The sequence below is a fragment of the Rhodococcus pseudokoreensis genome, from assembly GCF_017068395.1.
GTDB lineage: Bacteria > Actinomycetota > Actinomycetes > Mycobacteriales > Mycobacteriaceae > Rhodococcus_F > Rhodococcus_F pseudokoreensis.
This window is the reverse complement of sequence record NZ_CP070615.1, coordinates 241,649-266,559: the sequence shown is the minus strand read 5'-3', so window position 1 is coordinate 266,559 and position 24,911 is coordinate 241,649. Positions and strand designations below refer to the sequence as shown.

Genomic DNA, 24,911 nt, shown 5'->3' with positions numbered 1-24,911 from the left:
AATCCGCACATCGAAGTCCACACCGGGGTGTTCACCGACGGCACCCTGCTGCCGATGCTCACCGGCATCGCCCACGCCGCAGCTGCCGTCGGCGCGATCACGTCCGAGGAAGCCGGGGAGTGGATCGGTGACCAGACGCGCCGCGGGCAGGGGGACCGGGGTTTCGTGGCGATTCCGCTGTTTCTCGCGCACGCCGCGCGGCCGTGAGACCCGCGCCCCACCGGCGGTGGGTGCGGAGGTCGCGGTCAGCGCTGGGGCCGCAGTCCGGCGAGGATGATCGCCACGAGCCGGTGCACGGCGGCGGGTGAGTCGAGCCCTTCGGCCGCCGAGACCGCGTGCAGCACGTATCGGGTCAGCTCATCGGCGCTGGCGTCGTCGCGGACCTCGCCCGTCTCCGCGGCGGCGGTGAGCAGGTCGCGGACGAACTCGTGCAGGTGTTGCTGTGCGCGCGCCACGTGGTCGCCGCGGTGCAGCCCGGCCGCGATCGCACCGGTGTGATGATGCGCGAGGATCTGCGCATACGCCTCGAGCACCGCCGCCAGGCGGGCGCCGGGGTCGGCGGTGTGGTCGCGGACCTCGGCGAGATGGTGCAGGTGGCCGGCGATCTGGCGCTCGTGCCAGGCGGTGAGGATGGCGTCGACGTCGGGGAAGTACTTGTACAGCGTGGCCCGCCCGATCCCGGTGCGCTCGGCGATCTTCGACATGGTCACCGCCGCGAGCCCGGACTCGGCCACCACCTCCGCGGCGGCGTCCATGGTCGCCTCCCGCACCGCCCGGCGATGCGATTCGATCGTCTCGTTCCACAGCTTCGGCACCCCCGAAGTATACGCAACGCCGCACTATCGACAAGATGCCTTGGTATGTGACAGTGTGTATCACAAAAGTTGTCTTGTGTATGAGGGAGCTACCGCCGATGACCGATCCCACTCCCACCCCGCCGCCACCGCCCCGCGGAGCCGGCGGCAGCCCTGAGCACCGGACGCCGCGCTGGGTGAAGGTGGTCGGCGTCGTCGTCGGCCTCCTGCTCGTGCTGCTCCTCGCCGTGATGCTGTTCGGTAGCGGCAACCACGGTCCGGGCCGGCACATGTCCGCCCCCGCCACCGTGGTGCACCCGGCGACCGGCTTCGACGCCGGCCGCACCCTGCCGGAGGCGCTGACCGGGCCGATCGCACTGTGACGATGTCGCCGACGGTGCGCACGCTCGCGCGGACCGTGCACATCGGGGCCTCGGCGGGCTGGCTCGGTGCCATCGTCACGTACCTGGTGGTGGCCGCGGCCACGCTGATCAGCTCCGATCCGGACCAGGTGCGCGGGGGCTATCAGGTGATGGCGATGCTCGCCGACGCGGTGCTGCTGCCGTTGGCGCTGGCCTCGCTGGTCACCGGGTTGATCTGCTCGCTCGGCACGGCGTGGGGCTTGCTGCGCCATTACTGGGTGCTGTTCAAGCTGCTGCTGAACCTGGCCGCCACCGTGGTCCTGGTGCTCTACACCCGCTCGATCGAGTACGCCGCGACCGTCGCGGCGCAGCCGAGCTGGTCGCAGGCCGACCGGGATCTGCTGCGGGACCCGACCCATCTGGTGCATGCCACCGCCGCCCTGGTCGTGGTGCTCGCCGCGCTGGTGCTGGCGGTGTACAAGCCGCGCGGGGTGACCGCATACGGGCACCGGAGAGCGCTGCGGAACCGGGCGGCGGCCAGTACGTCGACATAAAGTCGCGCCCTGCTCGAGACCGGGGGCGGTTACTCTGCGCGGGTTTCGAGTAATGCCTTGAGGTTTCGGAGGTTGGCGGCGAAGTCTCTGCGCAGGCTTGCGGCGACCACCCGGTCAGCGAGGGCGAACAGTCCCTTCTGCTCCATCCGCATGTGGCAGCTCAGCCGGGTTCCCTCGGCGGTCTCCTCGGTACGGTAGGACACCTCGAAGCGGCTCGGTCCGGACGCACCGGTGAACGTGATCTCCGCGTTCGGCTCGAAGTGGGCGTACTCGTTGATCAGTTCCAGCCGCCGGCCCAGAAACTTGCGGACGACAACATGTTTGGTGCCCACCCCGGGCGGACCGTCGGTGACCCTGCGGACCTGCTCGAGTCCGTTCTGCCAGCGGGGTGCGTTGGTCTGGTCGGCGACGAAGTCGAAGACTTCCCCGATGGGGCGGTCGATGACGATGCTGCCCTCGACGTCGATCATCACCGACCACCATCCCTTTCCACCGCTGTCGCGTCACGCAGGGCCGCGGTTGCCGATTGTTTGTCTCCGGTGGCGGAGAAAGAGCAGGCCGCTCAGTCGAGACCGACGATGGAGGCGCCGCGCTTGGCCAGCCACTTGACGGGGTCCACGATTTCCCCGTCCGGATCTTCGATTTCGAAGTGCAGGTGCGGGCCGGTCGACTGGCCGCGGTTGCCGACGGTGGCGATCTGCTGTCCGGCCTTGACCCGCTGCCCCACCTCGACCAGGTTGTCGTTGTTGTGCCCGTAGGTGGTGATGGTGCCGTCGTCGTGCCGGATCCGGACCCACAGCCCGAAACCTTGGGCGGGGCCGGCGTCGATGACCTCGCCGTCGGCGACGGCGACGATCGGCGCGCCGAGGGTGTTGGCGATGTCGATGCCTTCGTGGCCGCGCCCGTCCCCCATGGTGGCGGTGACGGTGCCCGCGCTGGGGGCCACGAATTCCTTGGTGCCGGGGCGATTCCAGGTGCGCGGCTGCTGCGGGGCCGCGGTCGCGGCGTCCCCGGTCTCGTGCTCACCGGTCGCGGCGTCCGCGGTATCGGTGCCGGTGCCGGTGCCGTCGGAGGTGTGGGCGTGGGTGCCGTCCGAGGGTGCGGTGTCGGTGTCCGCCTCGGGTGAGGGGCTTTGGGCGCCGGCGGGGTGGTCGGTGTGCCCGCCCTGCGGATCGGTGGTGCCCCCGGCGTCGCCGGTTCCGGAACCGGTGTCGGCGGTGGTGTCGTCCTCGTCCGGGTTCGGGGCGGTGGCCTCGACGACCTCCGATTCCGGTGACGCAGCGGTCTCGGCCGGGTCGGTGGGGTGGTCGAAGATGCCGGGGCCGCTGGACTCGGAGACATCGCCCAGTTCGAGTGCTGCGAGCAGTCTGGGGGCGATACCGCCGTCGACGGCGCCGAGCTCGTCGGCGCAGGCGCCGAGCACATCGGCGGCGGCGGACCCGGTCGCTCCAACTCCACTCAGGCATCCGGCCAGCAGGTGCTGGGCTTCGAAGGCGTCGGCGAGCGAGCCGTTGGCCTCGGCGTTTCTCAGGCTGGCGGCCGCGATGTTCGCGACGGTCTGCCAGCGGCTGGGATCGACCACCACCACGTCCGGTTGTGCCGCATCGGCGACTATGGTGACCGCGTCGGCCAGCGCCGCGGCCAGCGCGGACGGCGAATCCGCGTGGCCGGGATGGGCGGCCGATGCGGGCGGGGCGGCGATGACCATCACGGCCGCCGCCGTCGAGGCACCCAGCGCCAGGGTGGGCAGTCTTCTCGTGCAGGCGGTCAGCGTTGCTGTGGTGATGCCGCGCATCGCAGGTCCCTTCTGAGCGGTCACGCCGCGTGTTCGGCGGTGAGGCAACTGAACGGACCGGCGCGACAAGTCAAGACGACACGCCGTAACGCTAATACACTTCCTTCACTTCTGTGCCGCTATTCACTTGTTTCCCACCGCTCCCACCGAGTCAGATGGGGAGGACGACGGCGGTGACGAATTCGTCGCGGATCCAGGCGACGAACACATCCCACGCCCCGGTGAGCAGGGCGAGCCCGACCACGACGAGGGTCAGGCCCCCGACGATCTGGAGGGTGCGCGAGTGCCGCCGCAGCCAGCCGACACCGCGGACCGTGGCCGCCGCGGTGACCGCCGCCCCGATCGCCCTGGCCGTGCTCGAGGTGACCGGAAACATGTGGTGTCTGCCGATGGCCGCGTTGACCAGCAACTATCACCGCCGGGACGCCCGGGTGGCCCCCCGCTAACTGGACTGCTGCCCAAGTTCCGGCTGCTACAGTCGGGAAATTGTGACGGCCCTTGCGATACGCCCCCCGCGTATGCGGACGGTTATAGCGGTCGCCGCTGTCCTGTATTTGCTCGCTCACACGATCGCCCAGTGCGGCATCTTTCTGGCGCACGATCACCAGGGCGAGGACATGCACATCTCCTCGTCCACGACCTCGCTGCCGGCCGAGGAATCCGCTCCCGGGCACGCGCACATCGACGACGGATCGACCCACCTGGCGCACGAGGCGCACACCGTCGTCGCCATGCCCCGCTCCGACAATCCGCTCCGCCCGCTGACCGTCGCCGCCGTCATGGCGATGGCCCTGGCCGTGGTCCTGGTACTGATGTCGGCGCCGCGCACGCCGCGGGCCCCGCCGGATCTACCCATTCCCATCCGGCACGGCCGGACCGTCTTGAACGAACTCTGTATCAACAGGTGCTGATCGGCAGCCCGCAGGCCATGTGAGGACTTTTCCCTCATGGCCCAGCTCATGCTGCCCATCACTCACTTACTGCCGTCGTTGCAGTCAGATACAGGGATTACCTCCATGAACAGTGCTGTTCCCTCCACGCTCCTTCCGCCGTCCTCCGCCCCTCTGCTGACCACTGCCCACCGCTGCCCGCAGCCGAGCACCATGGTCGGCAACACCCCCGTCCTGTGGATCGGTGAACCGTTCGCCGACTCCGGCCGCGGCTTCTGGGCGAAACTCGAAGGCAGCAATCCCGGCGGGATGAAAGACCGCCCCGCGCTGCACATGGTCGAGAAAGCGAAGGCCCGCGGTGACCTCGCCCCCGGGGCGATGATCATCGAATCCACCAGCGGAACCCTCGGGTTGGGTCTGGCCTTGGCCGGGATCACCCATCACCACCCGGTCACCCTGGTCACCGACCCCGGCCTGGAACCGATCGTGCACAACATGCTCGCCGCCTACGGCGCCCACGTCGAAGTGGTCACCACACCACATCCCACCGGCGGCTGGCAACAGGCCCGGCGCGAGAAGGTCCGCGAACTCCTCGACACCCATCCGGGGTCGTGGTGCCCGGATCAGTACACCAACCCGGACAACGTCGACGCGTACGAGTCACTCGCCCTCGAACTGATCGCCCAGCTCGGCCGCGTCGACACGCTGGTCTGCTCGGTGGGCACCGGCGGGCACTCCGCCGGCGTCGCCCGGGTGCTGCGCCAGTTCTGCCCCGACCTGAAACTGGTCGGCGTCGACACCGTCGGATCGACCATCTTCGGGCAACCCGCCGGCACCCGGCTCATGCGCGGGCTGGGCTCGAGCATCTACCCCGACAACATCGACTACCCCGCCTTCGACGAAGTGCACTGGGTGGCACCCCACGAAGCGGTCTGGTCCTGCCGGACCCTGGCGGCCACGCACCACGCCAGCGGCGGCTGGAGCGTCGGCGCCGTCGCCCTGACGGCCGGCTGGATCGCCCGCACCAGCCCGCCGGAGACCCGGGTCGCGGCCATCTTCCCCGACGGCCCGCAGCGCTACTTCGACACCATCTACAACGACGACTACTGCGCCGAGCACGGACTGCTCGACGCCAACCCGCCCACCGAGCCGGCGACCATCGACCACCCGACCGACCACGTCGCCTCGTCCTGGACCCGGTGCGCCACCGTGGTCGACCCCACCGAAAGCGTTTCATGAAGAACCTTCTGACCCAGTTCCGCAGCTTCGACCGACCCGCCCAGGTGCTGATGGTCAACCAGTTCTCCATCAACGTCGGCTTCTACATGCTGATGCCGTATCTGGCCGGGTACCTGGCCGGCCCCCTTGGGTTGGCGGCGTGGGCGGTCGGGCTGGTGCTGGGCATGCGGAACTTCTCCCAGCAGGGGATGTTCCTGCTGGGCGGCACCCTCGCCGACCGCCTCGGCTACAAACCGCTCATCATCGCCGGCTGCCTGCTGCGGGTCGCCGGTTTCGTCCTGCTCGCGGCCGTGGAATCACTGCCGGCGATCCTGCTCGCGTCGGTCGCCACCGGGTTCGCCGGGGCGCTGTTCAACCCGGCGGTGCGGGCCTATCTGGCCGCCGACGCGGGACCCCGGCGGGTCGAGGCGTTCGCCACCTTCAATGTGTTCTATCAGGCCGGGATCCTGCTGGGCCCCCTGGTCGGGCTCGCCCTGACCACCCTCGACTTCCGGGTCACCGCACTGGCGGCGGCCGCGGTCTTCGCCGTGCTCACCATCGTGCAGATCTGGGCGCTGCCTGCCCACCGGGCCGAGGCGACCGGGGCCAGGACGTCGATCCTCGAGGACTGGCGGGTGGTGGTCGCCAACCGCCCCTTCGTGCTGTTCGCACTGGCGATGATCGGGTCCTACGTGCTCTCGTTCCAGATCTATCTGGCGCTGCCCCTGCAGGCGGCGGTGGTGGTCGGGGACGACCGGTCCGACACCGCCCTGGTGACCTCGCTGTTCGTGGTGTCCGGGGTGGTCGCGATCGCCGGGCAGCTGCGGATTACCTCCTGGTTCTCCCGCCGATGGGGTTCAGGCCGGAGCCTGGTCGTCGGCATGGCGATCATGGCGCTGGCCTTTCTCCCGCTGATCATGCTGCCCAGCCCGGCCGCCCTGGGCGGATGGGCCGCCGCCGGCGCCCTGGTCCTCACCGCCGCGCTGTTGGCGGTCGGCACCGCCGCGGTGTTCCCGTTCGAGATGGACACCGTCGTCGTCCTGTCCGGTGACAGGCTCGTCGCCACCCACTACGGCTTCTACAACACGGTGGTCGGGGTCGGCATCCTGCTCGGCAACCTGGGCACCGGCGCCGTCTTCGGAATCCTGCGCGACGCGGATCTGGGGGCGCTGATCTGGGTGGCGCTCACCCTCGTCGGGGCGGTCTGTGTGACCGCCCTGTACCTGCTCGACCGGACCGCCCGGCTCTCCCCGCCGCCGGCCGAACCGGCGGTGACCGAGACCGACGAGGCACCGGCCGCGAGCTAAGCCACCGAAGTCAACGCGCCGGTCAGACCCCCACCCACCCCATCTACTATGTAACTACGTAGATTGGGTGAGGTTCTCGGGCGGGCCCCGGGGACCGGCGCTGGAAGAGGAGTGTGGATGATCGAGCAGTTTCCCGGCGGCCTGTCGCGTCGGAACTTTCTGGTGCTGGCCGGCCTGGGTGCGGCCGCGACGGTGGCCGGGTGCAGCAGGGGCGGCGGCGCCGGGCCGGCACCCACCGCCATCGGCCCCGACTCGACGGCCGTGCAGGCGGCCGAACAGGTTCGGCGAGCCAACATCGGGACCGGCAACACGGTCACGGCATCGCTGCGGGCTCGCCCGACCCGGATCGACCTGGGCGGTGTCCAGGTCGACACCTGGGCCTACAACGACCGGATTCCCGGACGCGAAATCCGCCTGCGCCGCGGGGATCTGCTCCGCGCCGAACTGACCAACGACCTGCCGGCAGAATCCACCATCCACTGGCACGGCCTCGCCCTGCGCAACGACATGGACGGGGTACCCGGGCTGACCCAGCCCGCCGTCGCCCCCAACAACCCGTTCACCTACGAATTCCTCGCCCCCGACGCCGGCACCCACTGGCTCCATCCCCATGTCGGGATGCAGTTCGACCGGGGCCTCTACGCCCCGGTCATCGTCGAGGATCCCGCCGACGGCGCCGATTACGATCTCGAGACCGTTGTGGTCCTCGACGACTGGCTCGACGGGGTCACCGGACGCACCCCGGACCAGCAACTCGATGCCCTGCGCCAGGGCGGCATGCCGATGAACGGCATGGGAATGGACCACGGCGGCATGAACGGCATGGACATGGGGGCCCAGACCGATCCAGCCAACCCGCTCGGCGACGACACCGGCGACGTGCAATACCCCTACTACCTGATCAACGGCACCCTCGGCGCCGACCCGTTCACGGTGCGGGCCCGCCCCGGTCAACGCGTGCGGTTGCGGATCATCAACGCCGGCGCGGACACCCCGTTCCGCCTCGCCGTCGGCGGGCATCAGCTGACCGTCACCCACAGCGACGGATACCCGGTGCAGCCGGTCACCGGATCCTCGCTGCTGATCGGCATGGGTGAACGCTTCGATGCGATCGTCACACTCGGCGACGGCGTCTTCCCCCTCGTCGCGTCCGCCGAGGGCAAGCAGGGCCAGGGGTTCGCCGTGATCCGCACCGGAGCCGGTGGACGACTCGACCCGGCCATCCGGCCTGCCGAGCTCGACGCACCCCCGATCACCGGCCTGGCGCTACGCGCACGCGAGGAGGTCCGGCTCGACCTACGTAACCCCGACCGGGTGCACGACCTGCTGCTGGGGATGGACATGTCCGGGTACCGGTGGACGATCAACGGCGCCACCTACGACGAGCACACCCCGCTCGAGATCGCCCAGGGCCAGCGGGTGCGGTTGCGGTTTGTCAACCAGACCATGATGTTTCACCCCATGCACCTGCACGGGCACACCTTCCAGGTCGTCGACGACCAGGGCGCCGGCCCGCGCAAGGACACCACGCTGGTGCTGCCGAATCAGACCGTCGAGGTGGACCTCGACGCGGACAACCCGGGCCAGTGGCTGGTGCACTGCCACAACCTGTACCACGGTGAGGCCGGGATGATGACCACCCTGTCCTACACCGAATAACCTCGGCCGCAACACCATCGCCCCATTACACGGGTGGGCCCTTCGCTGCGGCCCCTCCCCTCTTCCCATCCCGTCGAGCACAGAACGAGACCCCATGCCTGCCAATCGGATCGCCCGCACCCTGTTGCCCACCGGGATCGCTGCCCTACTCGTCCTCGCCGGCTGCTCCTCGCAAACCGACGAGGCCACCACACCCGACGCCGCCGTGCCGACGGTGGAGTTGAGTCCCGAACTGTCCCATCTGCACGGACTGCACGTAGGTGCCGACGGCACCGTGGTGGCCGGCACGCACACCGGGCTGTTCGCCATCGACACCTCCGGTACGACGTCCCGTGTCGGTGCCTCCGATGATGACTTCATGGGTCTGACCGGCGTACCGAACACCGGCACCGTCTTCGCCTCCGGGCACCCCGGTGCGTCCAGTTCGGCGGCCAACCCATTGGGGCTGCGCAGCAGTACCGACGGCGGCACCAGCTGGGTGGACCGCTCCCTGGCGGGTCAGGTCGACTTCCATGCCCTGAGCACGGACGGACGTCTTCTCGTCGGTTTCGACGGCAAGGACGGACTGCTCGTCTCCACCGACAGCGGCACCACCTGGACACCGGGCGCGTCTCTGGTCGCCGCCGCACTGGCGGTCAACGCCAGCGGGGTGTGGGCGGTGACCCCGGCGGGTCTGGAACACAGCACCACCGCCGCCCGCACCTTCACGCCCGTGCCGGGTGCCCCACGCCTGGTGACGATCGCCGGCGCCGGGGATGCGCTGTGGGGCATCGACCAGGAAGGGTATGCCTGGCGCAGCCGCGAAGGGCAGGACTGGCAGAAACGCTCCCGAGTCGGCACCGTCGACGCACTGACCGCAGCCAACTACGACACCGCCTACGCCGCGACCTCCCTGGCGCTCTACACACTGAACTGACCGACATGCCCCACCTCGCCCGCCCGCTGATCCGGGCCTCGTCCTGCTGCTGGTCTTGGCCGCGCTCGCGGGCGCCGGAGCGGGGGTGACCAGTGCCCATCCCACCCTGCTGTTCATCACCGACCCCGGATCCGACACCGCGGTCTCCGACCCACCGCAGGCGATCACGTTGATGTTCAACGAGCCGGTCACCCCCGCGGCGCCCGCGATCACCGTGCACGACAACGCCGGCCGCGCAGTGCCAATGGGCGCCATCGAAACCGCCCGGGACGGGCGTGTGCTCACCGCCCGCCCGGCCGACACCTTGGCGCCAGGCACCTACACCGTGCGCTGGCAGGTGACCGGCGCCGACGGAGACCTCGTCGAGCAGGACTTCCGGTTCGCCGTCGGACTCGTCCTGACCGGCGACGGCAGTGCGGCCGAGGGCCCGTCGACGTCCTGGACAGACGCCGTACTGCGGTGGCTGCTGTTCCTCGGGCTCGCCATCGCGCTCGGCGGTCTAGCCGCCGAACGCGTCACCACCACGGCCCGGACCGAGAATCCGGCGCTCCCGGTGGTGCGGTCCCCGGTGGTGCCCGGTGCTCTCGTCGGCCTTGTCGGTGTCCTCGGTCTCGGCGCGGCACTCGCCGCATCCGCGGGCGAGGTGAGCGTGCTGTGGCAGGGAAGGTCAGGTCTCGTATTGCTCACGGAGGCCGCCGGATTGGTCCTGGCCGTCGCGGTGGCAGCGGCCGGCCGCCGGGGGTGGGCGGCCGCTGCACTGGTTCTGGTCGTGGCCGCGGAAGGGGTGCGCTCGCACGCCAACGCCGCCGCACCCGGGTGGGGCGGCGCCGTCACCGCGATCCACCTGACGGCCGCCGCGATCTGGGTCGGCGCCCTGGCGCACACGGTCCGCGCCGTGCTCGCCTGGTGGGGTGAGAAGCCCGCCGTGCGGTGGGTGGTGTCGGGATACACCCGGCTCGCGGTGTGGACCTTCCTGATCGTCGTCGCCACCGGCACCGTATCCGCCCTGCTGCTGATCCCGGTCTCCGCCCTGCTGACCACCACCTACGGTCAGGTGCTGGTGGTCAAGCTGGTGTTGGTCGCCGCCGCCTCCGGGTGGGCGCTGGCGGCGCGGCTGTCGCTGCGTACCCTGAAGCGAACTGCCCTGGTTCGGCCGAAAATTCGGGCCGAGAGCATCGTGTTGATCGTGGTGCTGGCGGTCAGCGCCGCCCTGGTCTCCACCACCCCGGCCGACAGCTCCCAGCAACCAGGACCCCCACCGGCGGTGGGTCCGGTCCTGCCCCTGGGTGCGCTGGCCGGGCAGGTCGGAGTCTCCGTCGCCGCCAGCGACGGGCAACTGGTGGTGCGGCTGTCCACCCCGCGGCGCGGCGACTACTACGCCCCCGAACCGGAGCAGGACTTCACCCTGACCGGGCGGATCGACACCGCCGAAACCGACGGCGCCGCACTCGCCTTGCTCGGATGCGGCCCGGGCTGCTTCGTCGCACCGGCCACCTGGCGGGGCGGCGACATCGTGCTCACCCTCGGCGCGACGGCGCAGGGCTGGCAGGGCGGCACGGTCAGCCTGCTCGTGCCCTGGCCCACCCGGCCCGGGGGCGACGACCTCGCCCGCGCCGTCGCCGCCACCCGCGCCGCGGGGGACCTGACGGTCTACGAGAGCGTCACCAGTGACACCACCGGCCCGGTGCCCGAGCCGCAGCGACTCGACCTGCCCGCCGACTTCTTCCTGGCGCAGGAACCGTACGCCGATCGCACCGCCCCGATCGCCGTCCGGCTGCCGCACCAGGGCGGGGCCGTCAGGCTGGCCCTCGGCTACCCGGCCGCCGGAATGAACGTGCTGCTCACCCTCGACAAAGCCGGACGCATCGGTGAGGAAACGCTCACCGACACCAAACATCTCGTCACCCGCAGATTCCTCTACCCGGAGCGCGGCGGTGGATGAGCGGCCAGGCGGCGGCCCCGTTGTCTCGGGTTACCGCCCGAGCGAGCAGATGAAGCAGGTGTCGGTCCCCGCGAGAGGGCCCGTCAGATCTTTTCACCGGCGCCGGGTCAGTAACATCATGGCTGTGAAAGCGCTGGGTGCGACGCCGACGATGCAGCACCTGCTGCGGGTGGCCGCTGTCGTGGCGGTGCTGGTCGGTGTCCTCCTCATGCATTCCTCCCCACTCCTCGACCACACCGGGGGGCACGCCACCGAATCGGCGCACGATTCCGGTGGGCACGGCCACTCCCACGAGGCCGCGGAGCCGATGGCCCTCGGTGATCTTCCCGTCGCACTGGCCGGGACAGGATGTGAGGGCACGGACTGTGACGACCATACGGGCCTGCATCTGTGCATGGCCGTGGTGACGATCGCCGCAGCGTTGGTCATCGCCCGGTGGTACGCCACTGCCGCCGCCGGCGAGGCCGCAGTGCACGGTCTGCGGGCACCGCTACCCATTCGGGCCGGCCGAGCGCCGCCGTGGACCACTCCGACCCTCGCACAGTTGTCGGTGTTGCGGGTGTGACAGGTGCCCCACTTCAGGTGGGTCACCTACGCAGACGTGTCTTGGGCACGCCTGCTTCACCTTTCACATACCGACCTTTCAAGGAGTCCTATCCATGTGGTCTTTGCGTTCCACCCGCGCCAAGTTCGTTCTGTCGGCCGCGGCCGTGTCCGGAGTGCTGGTCCTCGCCGGCTGTAGCGACAACAGCAGCGGCGGCGGCCACGACATGAGTCAGATGTCGAACAACCCCTCGGGCACCACCACCGCGGCGGCGGCGGAGACGAGCGCCTTCAACAACGCCGACGTGATGTTCCTGCAGATGATGTACCCCCACCACGCGCAGGCCGTCGAGATGGCGAACATGGTCGAGGGCCGCACCACCAACCCCCAGGTACTCGACCTCGCCAAAAACATTGCCGCAGCCCAGGGCCCGGAAATGGAACAGATGACCGCGCTGCTCGCACAGCGGGGCATGGCTGTCCCCTCGACGGACGCCGGCAGCGGCATGAACGGAATGAACCACGGCGGCACGAACGCCACGGCCGACGGCGGTGGCATGAGCGGGATGATGACACCGGAGCAGATGACCGATCTGGCCGGCAAGAGCGGCGCCGACTTCGACACCGCCTGGCTGAACATGATGATCGAACACCACACCGGTGCCATCGAGATGGCTCAGACCGAGCTGGCGGACGGAGAAAACGCCGGCGCCAAGCAACTGGCCACCGACATCGTCGGCGCCCAGCAAGCGGAAATCACCACCATGCAGGGGCAGCTGCAACAGGGCTGACCCCACGAGGGTGGGACCGCGCCCCCTCGCGGTCCCACCCTCCTCCCGCCGCCACACACGCGGCGTGCACACCCCTTCTTCTCGACCCCGCTTCGCTACCGCCTCGTCGGTATGGAGGAATCCCATGAACACTCGCCCACCACGGCGAACACCGATCCTGATCGCCCTGGTGATCCTGCTCGCGCTGCTGGCCGCCTGCGCCCCATCCGGCACCGGATCCTCGCCGGGCGACACCGCGAACCCTTCTGCCCCCGCCGATCCCACGATCACCGTGACCCCCGCCGACGGGGCTGACACGGTCAACCCCGCGGACCCGGTGTCGGTCGAAACCGCCGGCGGCACCCTCGAAACGGTCACGATGACCAACAACGAGGGCAGGGTCATCGACGGCATCTTCACCCCCGACCGCATCACCTGGAAACCCGGTGCCCCGCTGGGATACGGCAAGACCTACACCATCGCGGCCACCGCCCTCCACGACGACGGCACCCGCACCGACCGGACCAGCACCTTCTCCACCGTGCAACCGGGCAACCTCACCAAACCGACCTTCGTCACCTCCGGCGGCAACCTCCTCACCGACGGCGGCACCTTCGGCATCGGCATCGTCGTCGTCACCCACTTCGACGAACCGATCACCGACCGCGCCGCCGCCGAGAAGACCCTGACCGTCGAAACTTCGCCACCCGTCGCCGGCTCCTGGTACTGGGCGGACGAGCAGAACGTGCACTGGCGGCCGCAGAACTACTACACACCCGGCACGAAAGTCACCGCCCGCGCGAACGTCTACGGCGTCGACCTCGGTGGCGGGCTATTCGGTCAGGAGGACGCCGCCACGTCGTTCACCATCGGAGACGCCCACATCTCCATCGCCGACGACACCACCAAACAGATCACCGTCACCAACAACGGCGCACTCGTGCGGACCATGCCCACCTCGATGGGCATGGGAGGCAGCGAAACCATCAACGGGCAAACCCTGACGTTCTGGACCCAGCGCGGCATCTACACCGTGCTGGACAAGGCCAACCCCGTCATCATGGATTCCTCCACCTACGGACTCCCGGTCAATTCCCGCCTCGGCTACAAGGAAACAATCAACTACGCCACCCGCATCAGCAACGACGGCATCTACCTCCACGAACTCGCCGACACCATCTGGGCCCAGGGCAACACCAACGTCTCCCACGGCTGCCTGAACCTCAGCCCCGACCACGCCCGCTGGTTCTACGACTTCTCCGTCCCCGGCGACATCGTCGAGGTCCGAAACACCGGCGGGGCACCGCTCGAGCAATGGCAGAACGGCGACTGGAGCGTGCCCTGGGATCAATGGCTGGCAGGAAGCGCTCTGGCGTGATGCCAGGATCAGGGCGTCCGAGAACCCGCGACGAAGACACCACAGCAGCTGATGACTCAGCTGCGGGGGCTATCAGTCGACCTGCCCGTCCGAACGCACGCACCCACGAGACCTCTCGCTGGCCAGTGCATCTCACGTCCTGGCCAGGAGCGAAGAACCTGCTCGACCGGAGAGTCCTCGCCGCCGCGGCAGTGCTGACCTCGCTGGGGGTGGCAGCCGTCCTCCTTCCCCGCCCGTCGATCTCCCAGATGCGCGACTGGGCGGAGTCAGTGGGGCCGGCATTCGTGTTGGTGTTCTTCCTGACCCAAGCCTTGCTGACGATCGCCCCGGTTCCCCGAACGGTGTTCACCCTCAGCGCCGGACTGCTATTCGGTCCCGTAACCGGCATCACCTTCACGATCGCCGCAACGACGATCGCCGCCGTGCTGGCGCTGCTGCTGGTGCGCGCGCTCGGACGCACGGCGGTCGAGGCGCGACTGTCGCACCCCGCGGTCCAGGCGATCGATGCCCGCCTGGCCCGGCGCGGGTGGCTGGCGGTCGGGTCCCTACGGCTCATCGCGCCGGCGCCCTTCGCATTGGTGAACTACTGCTGTGCGCTCTCATCGGTGCGAGTGGTGCCGTACACCGTGGCCACAGTGGTGGGAATCCTGCCGGGCACCGTCGGGGTGGTGCTGCTCGGCGACGCGTTGACCGGGCAGACGAATCCGGCGCTGATGGTGGTCACCACGATCTGCATCGCCATGGGAGTGGCGGGATTGCTGGTCGACACCCGCTTCCCCGTGTCACCGGCCTCGGACGCACCGTAGGCGGTCCGGCCCATGGCGGCACGCGCGGAAACTGCGGATCGGTATACGGCGATGTGGCACAGGGATTTCGAGTCACCGCCCCGAATCGAGCTGGGCGCTCTCGCACACGGTCCGGCCATCTACATGCAGAGGATGGCGGAGTGCGGAATCACACCCGGACCCATATACCCCAAGGGGTATATGGAGAAACGTTCACGGAAGGACCCACCATGGTTGGCGACGACGAATCCATGGTTGCGCCATTGTCGATTCGAACACGGTGCGGCGTTGCCGAGGTGGGGTACGCGGATGCGATGTTCCCGGAGGGGTCGAGCCGGATCACGTCGGAGTCGTGCAGACGGGCGAGGACGTGTTCTGCGGAGCGGTCGAACTCGGCAGCGACAGCGGTGAGGTCCGCGGCTGTCGGCGCCCGACCGTGAGCGGCGAAGGCGCGCAGGATCGCGTGGTGGACCGCCTGCTCGGCCGGGTCGGCCCGGTCGCGCGGCACCACGCCACCCGCCGAGCCCGGCGGACGGCGCGCAACAGTCGGCCGTTGCCTGTGGGTCCGCGGCAGCGATGGGGGGCGGTTCGAGTCCGAGTGCGGCTCGCAGCGCAGCGACCGACGGCGACCCGTCAATGCCGCCGGCCTCGGTCCGGTAGAGGCGGCAGGACACGCCGGGGACCTGGCCGGGGGTGGCGAAGGGGTCGTGGCCGGCGACGAGCAGCGTGGGTGAGCCGGTCATCCGGGCCACCGATGCCGTGGCCTGGTCGTCGATCACTCGATGGGTGATCTCGACGTCGAGCGCCTGGCCGGCGGTGGCCTGCCGGATGCGTTCCACGAGAACAGGCACGTTGGGACAGTCGGGGACCTGCAGAATTTCCAGTTTCATCGGTGATCTCCATCGTCGTCGTGCAGGGTGTGCAGCAGCGGGCAGCAGCGGTCGCTGCGGGGTCGTTCGCAGGTGTCGACCAGCTGGGACAAGGACCGTTGCATGCGTTGCAGGTCGGCGATCCGCTCGGCCAGCGCGGCCATCCTCGCTTCGGCCAGAGCGCGCGCCGCGTCACAGTCCTCGGGCCCGCCCTCGGCCAGGTGCAACAGCTCCTGGACCTCGTCGAGGCTGAACCCGTGGTCTTGGGCTCGTTTGATGAACCGGACCACCGCCGCCGCGTCGGGCGGGTAGGCCCGATACCCCGACGGTGACCGCGGTGGTTGCGCCAGCAGGCCCCGGCGTTCGTAGTACCGCAGCGTCTGGACGTTCACTCCGGCGCGGGTCGCCAGCTCACTACTGCGCATGCCGCCATTCTGGACCCTGTACCCAGGTACAGGGTCAAGTTAGCTTTCGATCACCGGGATCGTCGGTCCTACAGCTGCCGGCTTCTCGGGCGGCTGCCGCGTTCGAGATTGCGGTAGATGGTCTTGCGGTACCGAAGGTTTCGGTGATCTGCATCTCCCGTGCCTCAAGACCTGCAGCTCGGTCACGCTCGGCGCCCGGCCGCCGACCCACCCGCGGGCCCGGGCTGATTCCAGGCCCTCGAGAGTGCCTTCGCTGATCAGGTCCGCGAACATCTCGTCCATCGTAACGATGACGTGGAACAGGAGTGGAACAGGAACCGCCGGGCGGGGGGGTGTCAATGCGCCCTGTTTGAGCACAATCAGGTCGGTGCCGCGCTCGTCGAGCTGGGCGGTGAGTTCGGTCATGTGCCGCACCGACCGGAATGGCCGCGACAGCCGGGTGATCACCAGTTCGTCGCCGCGGCGCAGGTACTCGAAGCACCTGTCCCACTCCGGGAGCCGGGCCAGTTTCCCCGAAACCTTGCCACCCAAATTCGTTCGCAGCCGGCCGCGGTGAGCGCATCGATCTGGGAGTAATTACTACCGGAACCCCTGGTCACACGGCGATTGCCGCAGCTCGACGCGCGGCAGCCTGGTGATCAGATCGGTGTCACGAAGCTGCTGACGAACTCGGAGCGGAGCCATCCGACGAAGACATCCCATTGGCCGGTGACCAGGGCGGCGCCGACGGCGACGAGCATGATGCCCCCGAAGATCTGGATGGTGCGGGCGTTGCGGCGCAACCACCCGATGCCCCGCAGTGCGTGGGTGGAGCCGAACGCGAGGACGATGAACGGCAGGCCGAGGCCGAGGCAGTACGCGACGATCAGCATCACCCCGCGTGCCGCGGTGGTGCCCTCGGTTCCGGCGGCGACGGACAGCACCCCGGCCAGGGTCGGGCCCAGGCACGGGGTCCAGCCCAACCCGAACACCGCCCCCAGCAGGGGTGCACCGGCCAGGGTGGCGATTCGCCGCGGCTCGGGCCGGGTGTCCTTCTGCAGGGCGGGAATGAGGCCGATGAAGGCGAGTCCCATCACGATGGTGATAACGCCGCCGAGGCGTTGGAGCAGCTCCCGGTTGATCGACAGCACGCTGATCACCCCGAACACCGACGCGGTGGCGAGGACGAAGACGACGGTGAACCCGGCCACGAACAGGACGGCGGCCCCGGTTACCCGCCACCGGCCGGCCCGCACCGCGACGGTGACGGTGGTCGGTGGGGCGTCGGCCCCGGAGATACCGGCCAGGTAGGAGAGATACCCGGGTACCAGGGGAACGCAGCACGGGGAGGCGAACGACACCATCCCAGCCAGCATGGCGGCGCCCAGGGCCAGGATCATCGGCCCGGTCGCGGCGGCGGTCTGGAAGCTGGTGCCGATCCCCTGCGCGAGGGTGGTCATTGTTCGGCCGCGATGCGCTCGACGACCGGCTGGAGGTCCTCCGCCAGTAGGGCTTTGAGGTAGACAGCGGCCACACGGCGGTGCCGGTCCAGGACCAGGGTCGAGGGGATGACGCTGGTGGGGTACTTGCCGCCGAGCGCGATCAGTGTTCGCATGGCGGGGTCGTAGATCGACGGGTAGGTCACCTGGTGGTCGGTGACGAAGTCCTGTGCCTTGTCTTTTTGGGGGTCGCGGACGTCGATGCCGAGGAATGCCACGCCCAGACCCTTGGTGGCGGTGTACACCTGCTCGAGTTGGGAGGCTTCGCCGCGGCACGGGCCGCACCATTGCCCCCACAGGTTGAGCACCACCACCTGACCGGCGTAGTCCGACAGTGCGGTGGTCTTGCCGTCGACCATCAGGTCGGGGCCGGATAATTCACCGATGGTTCCGCGCGTGTCCGGTGGGTCGTAGAAGATCTCGGTCTGCCCTCCGGGCGAGACGAAGTCGAACGTGCCGCCCTGGACCACGGAGTCGGTGCCGCTCGCGCATCCGGTCAGGCCGAGTGCGGCGGCGAGCGCCGTAAGAGCGATCCGGGTGATGCGGCGGGCGGGGTGACGTCCGCCCGTGGTCCAGCTCCTGCGGCGGAGGGAGTGCCGATGGCCGGGTTCGGGGCGCAGGCGGGTGCCGATCATCGTCTTCCCTCGGTGTCGAGGATCAGCCGAGGAGAGAGGTCCAGCGGATCCGAAATTCATCTACTATCTAGGTACGGAGATAGTAGATGAGGGTTGGTGGGCGACACGCCCCGGCCCCGGCCGGTCGGAGGAAGTCATGCAGCAGTTGTTCCTGGGGCTCGCGGTCCTGGCCTGCCCGGTCGGGATGGGCCTGATGATGTGGATGATGATGCGCGGGCAGGGCAAGCAAGGCGACGACGCGAGCAAGGGGGTCGGTGACGCGAGCAAGGGGGTCGGTGACGCGAGCGAGCAGCAGCAGATCAGGCAGTTGCGCGCGGAGATCGACGCCCTCAAGTCCGAGCGCACCGACCGGCACGGACCGCGGGAGCCCTGATGTCGACGTGGGTCGCCGCGCTCATCGCGGCCGCGGCGCTGACCGCAACCTACTTCTGCTGCATCCGCCCGATGCGCCGCGGCACCCGCGGAATGTCCGCGGCGCCGCCCTCGACGAGCCGGCAGGTGGCGGACCTACGTGAAGAACTCCAGGCGCTCGGGCGGCAGAAGTCGGCGGCCGACGACGCGGCGCAGACCCGACGCCGGGGTACTTCCGGTGCGCCGACGCCGCCTCGGGGACAAGACGGTGGGGTCGATGGCTGAGCCGTGGCTGCGGGCGTCCGACACCGACCGCAGCCAGATCGTCCTCGCCCTCGAACGTGAGGTCGGCACCGGCCGGTTGACCCTCGACGAGTACTCGGACCGGGTCGCGGCGGCGTATGGCGCGCGAACCCTCGGGGAGCTCGCGGCGGTGACCCGGGACCTCCCGGCGCCGACGACGGCGGTGAGCCCCGCCAGCAGTGCCGTCCCGAAAGCTCTTGTGCCCGTACTTGTTGCCCTGGCGGTGCTGCTGGTCGTCTTCGCCGGGTCTCCGGCGGCGTCGGCGATGACGGCGATGCTCGGCGGCGCGGGGTGCGGCTGAGCGCCCCTGGTCACTCGTGGTCGGGGTAGACGAAGCGGCGAGTGATCAGGTGTTTGGCGTCGGTGAGGGTCTCCTCGCCGATCCGCCCCTGCTCGTCGAGGGTGAGCAGGACGTTCATCGAGGCGGCCGGGTAACCGAGGGCCAGTCGCACCGGCCCGGGGTCGCCCGAGATCCGGGCCACCTGCGGGGCGGTGCCGTCCGCGTACGGTTCCTGGGCGAGGAAGAACTCCGCGGGCAGATCGAGCCGCTGCGGCTCGGGTGCGCCGGCGCTGGTGTCACTGGTCACCGCCTCGTAGACGGTGATGTCGCCTGCCGCGCGCAGCTGCGACACCGCGCGGGACAGATCATCGGCGCCGGGTTGCGGCGGCCACGCGAGCAGCTCACTGACCGTGCCGCCCTGCCAACCGTCCGCGTCGGCGCGCAGGCTCAGGACGTTCTCACCCTCGGCCCAGGAGGCCGGGGCCACGAAACACCCACGCCCGCAGCCGCGGAACGAGAGCGGGCCACCCTCGGCGACGGTGGCGTCGAGGCGGCCGGTGAGGGCATAGTCCTGGTCCGGTTCGGGGGCGTAGTAGTCGCCGCGGCGCGGGGTGGACAGCCGCACCAGCACCTGCCCGTCGCTGGCGGTGACACTCATGCCGATCTGCCCGGCCAATGTGCCGAGGGGAAGCACCGGGCCCTGCGGCGGCGGGGGCCCGGGTTCGCTGATCGCGCCGACGGTGGGGGTGGACACCAGCACGGCGCTGGCGGCCAGGACCACCAGCAGCACAGCACTTTCGGCCCGCACCACCCTGGCCGCCGCGGCGAGACGTCCCGGAGCTCGCATCACCAGCACCCGGGCGGTGAGGGCCAGCCCGGCCCCGGCCGTGACCAGCCCGAGTTTGACCAGCAGGACCTGACCGTAGGTGGTCGAGACCACTTGGGAGAGCGGGATGAGGAGCAGTGCGCTGAGCGTGCCGGTGATGACCACGGCGGCGAAAACCCAGGCGGCCAGGCGCATGTAACCCCGCAGTACCCAGCGGACGGCGGCGGGTACGCGCCGCCACACGAGCACCGCCCGCGTGGTGTGCAGCAGGGCGCCGACCCAGATGGCGGCCGCCGCGAGATGAATCCCGGTCAGCGCGGCGCCCCAGAAGGGCTGCGCGGTCTGGGCATGCGAACGCACCCCTTCGGCGGCGGCGACGAGCAGCAGCGGTGCGATCGCCCATCCGCGCCGACCGGCCACGGCCACCAGGAGTGCGGCCAGCAACCCGGCGGCCTCCACCAGCAGTACTTCCCCCGCCCGGCCCTGCCACAACGCACCGACGGTGCCGCCGGCGTCGGCGACGAGTGTGATCCCCAGTCCCGCCACGGCGGCCAGCCCGACCGCCGCCCCCGCCGGGGCCGCGGACCGCAGCGCCGGCAGTGCCGGGTTCTCGGCCCGCGCCGAGCAGGTGAAGCGTTCGCCGATCACGCCGCCGAGCGCCAGAGCCACTCCGGCGAAGAGCACCCACCGCAGCGCCGCATCGAGCCAGGAAATCGACGGGCCGCCGCCTCCTGCTCCCCCACCGCCGGTCAGGGCGATACCGACGGCGAATCGGAAATCCTGTTCCACCAGGTCGCCGTCGTCGCCGGTCACCTGCCAGCGCACCGTGTAGGTGCCGGGTGGCAGTGGGTCGGGGACGGCGGCGGTGACGGCTCGCCCGTCCTGGGCGGTGGCCGACTCGCCCACCGACTGTGCGCGGCCGTCGCCGTCGAGCACGGTGACCGCGTTCGGGCCGATGGTGACGGCCTCGTTGAACAACAACGTGATCGTCTCCGGCGTTTCGGAGACCGCGGTGTCGGCGGCGGGGTCGGTGAACAGCAGCGTCGGGTGCGCGCTCGCCAGCCCGGCACCACCGAGGACCAGCGCGGCCAGGGCGGCAAGCAGCACCGCCGCGCGGACCAACCCGCGGGCGAGGGCGCTCACATCCGGTCGGCGCCGGCGCGCCTGTCGAGAGCGCGGCGAAGTTTACGTTCGGAGAGCCGGCCGAAGGAGAACGGCTCACCGGCGACGAGTACGCCCGGGGCGAACATCACCCCCGAGTCGGCGGCGAGAGCATTCCCAGCCTCACTGGTCAGGTCGATTTCGATCACCTGCAGACGGTACTGCCGCCCCAGGCGGTGAAGGACCTGCTTGGCGTGATCGCAGAATCCGCAGTCCGGCGCGGTGAGCAGGGTGATCTCAACCGGATCGTTCATCGGGCACTTTCCGCGCTCATATCGGCCAGCATCGTGCCGGTGGGCAGAAACATCGTGTAATCGGGTGCGCCGCCGTAGTCGGCGCGCCAGTCGATCACCCCGTCCGGGCCGACCAGCACGAAACTGTGCCCGTCGCGCATCTGCCCCATCATCCCGTACCGGTTGGCGTCGTAGGCCATCGACGCCGCCAGCGTGGGGTCGGACAGCACGGGTGTGGTGATTCCTTCGTCTGCGGCCTTGCGGCCGATGAGGTTCGCCTGGTCGGTGGTGATGGACACCACCTCGTCCACGCCCGCGGCGGTGAGGGCGTCGCGGCTGCGTTCGAGGTCGCGGATCTGGTCCCAGCACGGTTGGCAGGACAGACCCTCCTGGAAATAGAGCAGGACCGTTTTGCCGCGGAAGTCGGCCAGGCCGACCTGCCCGCCGGTGCCCGAGGTCAGGGTGAAATCGGGGGCGCTGGCACCGATACCCGGTGCGCCGGCCACATGCCGGTATCCGCTGGCGTCGGATGAATTACCCTGTCCGCCTTGGAAGTTCCGGTACACCAGGTAGAGACCGCCGAACGCCAGAGCGACCAGCGCCGCGACGATCAGGACCACCGGCTTCTTCGACCTGTTGTCGGCGTTCACAGGGGCCTTTCCGTGTCGGAATGAATGGCGTCGGCACCATCGGAATCAGTGTGGTGCGGGCGCCGGGGCCGGGTGGCCCGCCAGACGAGGAGACCGAATCCGGCCACCAGGACGAGGGCGAGAACCCAGCCGGGGAGGAAGGACAACGCGTCGACGGCGACGCTGCTCGCATGCTGGAGGGCGCCGCTGAGTTCGGCCTGCCATCCACCGCTGGGCATGCCCGGACCGGTGAACGCCAGCACGAGCGCGAGCGCGCCCATCCCGATCATCAACACCCCGCCCGCGGCGGTGCCCACCGGCAGCCGGCGTTGCCGGCGGCCCACCCGCAGAACCAGGGTGCGGTCGGTGAGCAGCGCGGCGGCCCGGTTGCCGCGGCGGTCCCAGATCAGCGCGAGCAGCGCCAGTGGTGCCACCATGCCCGCCGCATAGGACAGGCCGATGGACAGGGCCACCGGGAAGGAGCCGGCGGCGCCGGAGAGGATCGCGACCCCGGCCAGCACGGGTGCGCAGCAGGCGCTGGCCGCGCCGGAGAAGGCGCCCAGGATGTAGGCGGAGCCGAAGCTGCCCTCCTTGGCGGTCCGCGCCCCGGGCATCGGCAGGTTCGGTTTCCACCCGGCCAGTACCGCGATCCCGCCGATCGCCATCAGTACTCCGCCGATGGAGAAGATCCATACGTGGTCGCTGACGAGGAGCCGGCTCAGGGCGGTCGCGCCGAGCCCGATCGGCAGGATCACCGTCGCCACCCCGGCCCCGAACACCAGGGTGGCCGGCAGGACACCGCCGCGATGGCGGAAACCGGTGGCCAGGTAGGCCGGCAGCATCACCGAGATGCAACACGGGGCCAGCAGCGCGACCACGCCGCCGAGGAACGCGGCCAGCAGCGTGGTGCCGACCAGCACCTCACTCACCGCCGCCTCCGGACGCGGCGCGGCGGGTGGGCACGGCACGGGGAGGCGCCGTGGACGTTCCGCACCCCGGCCGGGCGGTGCCCGGCCGGGGTGCTGTCGCGGAGTGCATCGGTCCGGGCGACGTCACATGTTCGCGCACATGTCGCACATCTGGCCGTTCATCATCATCATCTGACAGTTCCACCAGGCCTGCAGGTTCGCCAGCATGTCCATCGTGAGCTCCTTTGCTCTTGTTCGCCCGAAGTACCTTCCTCCGAGCTATCTACGTTCTCCGTACGTAGATAGTATCTGGTGGTGATGATCCTGTCTCTCAGCCGTCCGGCCGAACACTCCGGGCGCCGCAGGCACCGGTGGTGTGAGTGTTCGCGGCGGAGGCTGGGACGTACCCTGAAGACGCCGACAGTGGGAGGTTTGCAGTGCGTGTGCGTGGATTCGGGGAACTCGAAGCGGTCGTGATGGATCGGATCTGGGACCGTGAGGGAGCGACGACGGTGCGCGAGGTGTTCGACGAACTCAGCGAGCACCGGGAGATGGCTTACACGACGGTGATGTCGACGATGGACAACCTCCACCGCAAGGGCTGGCTCGACCGGGAGAAGACCGGCAAGGCGTTTCGCTACTGGCCCACCCTCACCCGCGAGGAGCACAGCGCCCGGTTGATGCGCAATGCCTTCCACGGCGGCGGACGATCCGATGTCGTGTTGGCCCATTTCGTCGAACAGATGAGTGCCGAGGAGTCCGCCAGCCTCCGCGCGGCCCTGCAGCGTCTGACCCCGGCCGAGGACGCGGGATGAGTGTCGCGTCCTGCCTGCTGCTCTACAGTTTCGTCGTCGCGGTCCTCACCCCGCCCCTGCTGGTGCGGTTGACCCACGGCGGCGTCGCCCCGGTCCTGGGTGTGGCGGCATGGATGGCCGCGATCGGCAGCGTCGCCCTGTCGTGGGCGGCGGCCGCGGCGTTCGTCGTCGCGGAACTGGCAAGCAATGGGAGTGCGCCGGGCCGGTCGCTGCTCGGCTCCTGCGTTGCGAGTCTGCGCGAGGTCGTCAGCGGCCGCGCCGGGGTCGCCCTGCAGGTCGGGCTGCTGCTGTTGGCGGTGCTGGCCGTGCTCGCCTTCGCCGTGGTCGCCTGGCGGCTGGGCGACCGGTTGCTGCGCATGCGGCGCAGCACGCACGGGCACGCGCGGATGACCCGCATCGTCGGGCGCCGCATCGCGGGAGTGGATGCGGTGGTCCTCGACGCTCCCGAGCGTGCCGCGTATTGCGTTGCGGGCCGGCCCAATACGATTGTGGTGACCACCGCCGCACTCGGTGCGCTCGATCGCCGCCAACTCGACGCGGTCCTCGCGCACGAACGCGCGCACCTGACCGGCCGGCACCTGCAGCTGCTGGCCGTGATCCGGGGCCTGGCCGCGAGCCTGCCGCGGATGACCCTGTTCGCCGTCGCCGAGACCGAGGTCGCCCGGCTGCTGGAGATGTGCGCCGACGACCGCGCCGCCCGAACCCATGGATCCCGCACCGTGCTGGGCGGACTGATCGCCTTGTCCGCTGCCGGTCCTCTTCCCAGCGGCGCCCTGGGCGCCACCAGCATCGCCGTCCTCGACCGGGCGCAGCGACTCGCCACCCCGCCACCGCACGCCGACCGCGTACGGGTGCGGATCTTGCTCACCGCGGCGAGCGCCCTTATCGCGGTAGGGCCACTGGTCACCGGCCTGCTGGCCGTCTCCGGTGTGATGCTGTGCGGTCCACTGGCCGCCTGAGGACACCGGGCAGCGCCCAACGCCGGGCTCCGTCGCGGGCGGTGCGCGGTAGGGCCGCGGAGGGCGGCCGATCCGAGGAAATATCTACTATGCGCAATAGTAGATAGGGATTTGTCGTCCCCGAGC

30 protein-coding genes and 1 pseudogene are annotated in these 24,911 nt (G+C 69.9%); 18 read left to right on the top strand and 13 right to left on the bottom strand.

Going from position 1 to position 24,911, the window contains the following annotated elements:
* Positions 1–27 precede the first annotated feature (27 nt).
* On the top strand, positions 28–207 hold the full coding sequence (locus JWS13_RS45365) for a hypothetical protein (RefSeq protein ID WP_241032051.1): 180 nt from the start codon (positions 28–30) through the stop codon (positions 205–207).
* Positions 208–245: 38 nt separating this feature from the next.
* On the opposite strand, the gene JWS13_RS03505 is transcribed toward JWS13_RS45365, so the two are convergent.
* Positions 246–815, bottom strand: a complete 570-nt coding sequence (locus tag JWS13_RS03505) for a TetR/AcrR family transcriptional regulator (RefSeq protein WP_206004495.1) — start codon at positions 813–815, stop codon at positions 246–248.
* 98 nt (positions 816–913) lie between these two features.
* Between JWS13_RS03505 and JWS13_RS03500 the strand changes: the two genes are divergently transcribed.
* Positions 914–1,177, top strand: coding sequence for a hypothetical protein (locus tag JWS13_RS03500; RefSeq protein WP_241032050.1), 264 nt, complete (start codon positions 914–916; stop codon positions 1,175–1,177).
* Positions 1,174–1,710, top strand: a complete 537-nt coding sequence (locus JWS13_RS03495) for a DUF2269 domain-containing protein (protein ID WP_241032049.1) — start codon at positions 1,174–1,176, stop codon at positions 1,708–1,710. Before JWS13_RS03500 ends, JWS13_RS03495 begins: the two co-directional genes overlap by 4 nt.
* A gap of 29 nt (positions 1,711–1,739) precedes the next feature.
* Here the strand turns inward: JWS13_RS03495 and JWS13_RS03490 are convergent, their stop codons facing one another.
* The 3 genes and pseudogenes from JWS13_RS03490 to JWS13_RS03480 form a co-directional block, all read right to left on the bottom strand.
* On the bottom strand, positions 1,740–2,180 hold the full coding sequence (locus tag JWS13_RS03490) for an SRPBCC family protein (RefSeq protein ID WP_206004494.1): 441 nt from the start codon (positions 2,178–2,180) through the stop codon (positions 1,740–1,742).
* Positions 2,181–2,272: 92 nt separating this feature from the next.
* The gene (locus tag JWS13_RS03485) at positions 2,273–3,505 is read right to left on the bottom strand and encodes a M23 family metallopeptidase (protein ID WP_206004551.1); all 1,233 of its coding nucleotides are present in this window, start codon (positions 3,503–3,505) and stop codon (positions 2,273–2,275) included.
* Positions 3,506–3,656: 151 nt separating this feature from the next.
* Positions 3,657–3,830, bottom strand: a pseudogene (locus tag JWS13_RS03480) (cytochrome c biogenesis protein CcdA); the annotation flags it as partial.
* 193 nt (positions 3,831–4,023) lie between these two features.
* Here JWS13_RS03480 and lpqS point away from each other — a divergent pair.
* From lpqS to JWS13_RS03430, 10 genes are all read left to right on the top strand, one after another.
* Entirely contained in the window at positions 4,024–4,416 is a 393-nt protein-coding gene (gene lpqS, locus JWS13_RS03475; RefSeq protein ID WP_206004493.1) for a putative copper homeostasis (lipo)protein LpqS, read from the top strand.
* Positions 4,417–4,521: 105 nt separating this feature from the next.
* The gene (locus tag JWS13_RS03470) at positions 4,522–5,634 is read left to right on the top strand and encodes a PLP-dependent cysteine synthase family protein (protein WP_206004492.1); all 1,113 of its coding nucleotides are present in this window, start codon (positions 4,522–4,524) and stop codon (positions 5,632–5,634) included.
* Positions 5,631–6,920, top strand: a complete 1,290-nt coding sequence (locus JWS13_RS03465; RefSeq protein WP_206004491.1) for an MFS transporter — start codon at positions 5,631–5,633, stop codon at positions 6,918–6,920. Before JWS13_RS03470 ends, JWS13_RS03465 begins: the two co-directional genes overlap by 4 nt.
* A gap of 117 nt (positions 6,921–7,037) precedes the next feature.
* On the top strand, positions 7,038–8,579 hold the full coding sequence (locus tag JWS13_RS03460) for a multicopper oxidase family protein (RefSeq protein WP_206004490.1): 1,542 nt from the start codon (positions 7,038–7,040) through the stop codon (positions 8,577–8,579).
* A gap of 94 nt (positions 8,580–8,673) precedes the next feature.
* Positions 8,674–9,495: a F510_1955 family glycosylhydrolase gene (locus tag JWS13_RS03455; RefSeq protein WP_206004489.1), complete on the top strand. Its 822-nt coding sequence runs from the start codon at positions 8,674–8,676 to the stop codon at positions 9,493–9,495.
* A gap of 85 nt (positions 9,496–9,580) precedes the next feature.
* Positions 9,581–11,437, top strand: coding sequence for a copper resistance CopC/CopD family protein (locus tag JWS13_RS03450; RefSeq protein WP_241032048.1), 1,857 nt, complete (start codon positions 9,581–9,583; stop codon positions 11,435–11,437).
* Positions 11,438–11,555: 118 nt separating this feature from the next.
* Entirely contained in the window at positions 11,556–12,002 is a 447-nt protein-coding gene (locus JWS13_RS03445) for a DUF6153 family protein (protein ID WP_095866258.1), read from the top strand.
* A gap of 94 nt (positions 12,003–12,096) precedes the next feature.
* Positions 12,097–12,771, top strand: a complete 675-nt coding sequence (locus tag JWS13_RS03440) for a DUF305 domain-containing protein (RefSeq protein WP_206004487.1) — start codon at positions 12,097–12,099, stop codon at positions 12,769–12,771.
* 124 nt (positions 12,772–12,895) lie between these two features.
* Complete coding sequence (locus tag JWS13_RS03435; protein WP_206004486.1) at positions 12,896–14,128, top strand: L,D-transpeptidase; 1,233 nt, start codon at positions 12,896–12,898, stop codon at positions 14,126–14,128.
* 125 nt (positions 14,129–14,253) lie between these two features.
* Entirely contained in the window at positions 14,254–14,934 is a 681-nt protein-coding gene (locus JWS13_RS03430) for a TVP38/TMEM64 family protein (protein ID WP_420854987.1), read from the top strand.
* 148 nt (positions 14,935–15,082) lie between these two features.
* Here the strand turns inward: JWS13_RS03430 and JWS13_RS03425 are convergent, their stop codons facing one another.
* The 5 genes from JWS13_RS03425 to JWS13_RS03405 form a co-directional block, all read right to left on the bottom strand.
* Positions 15,083–15,424: a hypothetical protein gene (locus JWS13_RS03425; protein WP_206004485.1), complete on the bottom strand. Its 342-nt coding sequence runs from the start codon at positions 15,422–15,424 to the stop codon at positions 15,083–15,085.
* Positions 15,425–15,799: 375 nt separating this feature from the next.
* Positions 15,800–16,207: a MerR family transcriptional regulator gene (locus tag JWS13_RS03420; protein WP_095866260.1), complete on the bottom strand. Its 408-nt coding sequence runs from the start codon at positions 16,205–16,207 to the stop codon at positions 15,800–15,802.
* 39 nt (positions 16,208–16,246) lie between these two features.
* Entirely contained in the window at positions 16,247–16,738 is a 492-nt protein-coding gene (locus JWS13_RS03415) for a recombinase family protein (protein ID WP_206004484.1), read from the bottom strand.
* A gap of 107 nt (positions 16,739–16,845) precedes the next feature.
* Positions 16,846–17,646, bottom strand: a complete 801-nt coding sequence (locus JWS13_RS03410) for a cytochrome c biogenesis CcdA family protein (RefSeq protein WP_206004483.1) — start codon at positions 17,644–17,646, stop codon at positions 16,846–16,848.
* A complete protein-coding gene (locus JWS13_RS03405; protein WP_206004482.1) occupies positions 17,643–18,320 on the bottom strand; it encodes a TlpA disulfide reductase family protein in 678 nt (225 codons plus the stop codon). Before JWS13_RS03405 ends, JWS13_RS03410 begins: the two co-directional genes overlap by 4 nt.
* A 136-nt stretch (positions 18,321–18,456) precedes the next feature.
* Between JWS13_RS03405 and JWS13_RS03400 the strand changes: the two genes are divergently transcribed.
* The 3 genes from JWS13_RS03400 to JWS13_RS03390 are packed head-to-tail and all read left to right on the top strand — an operon-like array spanning position 18,457 to position 19,275.
* Positions 18,457–18,693 carry a hypothetical protein gene (locus JWS13_RS03400; RefSeq protein ID WP_206004481.1) on the top strand — a complete coding sequence of 79 codons (237 nt, stop codon included), beginning with the start codon at positions 18,457–18,459 and terminating at the stop codon, positions 18,691–18,693.
* Positions 18,693–18,956, top strand: coding sequence for a hypothetical protein (locus JWS13_RS03395; RefSeq protein WP_206004480.1), 264 nt, complete (start codon positions 18,693–18,695; stop codon positions 18,954–18,956). The genes JWS13_RS03400 and JWS13_RS03395 overlap by 1 nt, the downstream gene beginning before the upstream one ends.
* Positions 18,949–19,275 carry a DUF1707 SHOCT-like domain-containing protein gene (locus tag JWS13_RS03390; protein WP_206004479.1) on the top strand — a complete coding sequence of 109 codons (327 nt, stop codon included), beginning with the start codon at positions 18,949–18,951 and terminating at the stop codon, positions 19,273–19,275. Before JWS13_RS03395 ends, JWS13_RS03390 begins: the two co-directional genes overlap by 8 nt.
* A 10-nt stretch (positions 19,276–19,285) precedes the next feature.
* Here the strand turns inward: JWS13_RS03390 and JWS13_RS03385 are convergent, their stop codons facing one another.
* The 4 genes from JWS13_RS03385 to JWS13_RS03370 are packed head-to-tail and all read right to left on the bottom strand — an operon-like array spanning position 19,286 to position 23,032.
* Positions 19,286–21,223, bottom strand: coding sequence for a copper resistance CopC/CopD family protein (locus tag JWS13_RS03385; RefSeq protein ID WP_206004478.1), 1,938 nt, complete (start codon positions 21,221–21,223; stop codon positions 19,286–19,288).
* Positions 21,220–21,495 (bottom strand): glutaredoxin family protein, encoded by a 276-nt coding sequence (locus JWS13_RS03380; protein ID WP_206004477.1) that lies wholly within the window; start codon positions 21,493–21,495, stop codon positions 21,220–21,222. The genes JWS13_RS03385 and JWS13_RS03380 overlap by 4 nt, the downstream gene beginning before the upstream one ends.
* On the bottom strand, positions 21,492–22,124 hold the full coding sequence (locus tag JWS13_RS03375) for a peroxiredoxin family protein (RefSeq protein ID WP_206004476.1): 633 nt from the start codon (positions 22,122–22,124) through the stop codon (positions 21,492–21,494). The genes JWS13_RS03380 and JWS13_RS03375 overlap by 4 nt, the downstream gene beginning before the upstream one ends.
* Complete coding sequence (locus JWS13_RS03370; RefSeq protein ID WP_206004475.1) at positions 22,121–23,032, bottom strand: cytochrome c biogenesis CcdA family protein; 912 nt, start codon at positions 23,030–23,032, stop codon at positions 22,121–22,123. Before JWS13_RS03370 ends, JWS13_RS03375 begins: the two co-directional genes overlap by 4 nt.
* Positions 23,033–23,448: 416 nt before the next feature.
* Here JWS13_RS03370 and JWS13_RS03365 point away from each other — a divergent pair, with 416 nt between their 5' ends.
* A complete protein-coding gene (locus tag JWS13_RS03365; protein WP_206004474.1) occupies positions 23,449–23,826 on the top strand; it encodes a BlaI/MecI/CopY family transcriptional regulator in 378 nt (125 codons plus the stop codon).
* A complete protein-coding gene (locus tag JWS13_RS03360; protein WP_206004473.1) occupies positions 23,823–24,785 on the top strand; it encodes a M56 family metallopeptidase in 963 nt (320 codons plus the stop codon). The genes JWS13_RS03365 and JWS13_RS03360 overlap by 4 nt, the downstream gene beginning before the upstream one ends.
* The last annotated feature ends 126 nt before the right edge of the window (positions 24,786–24,911 follow it).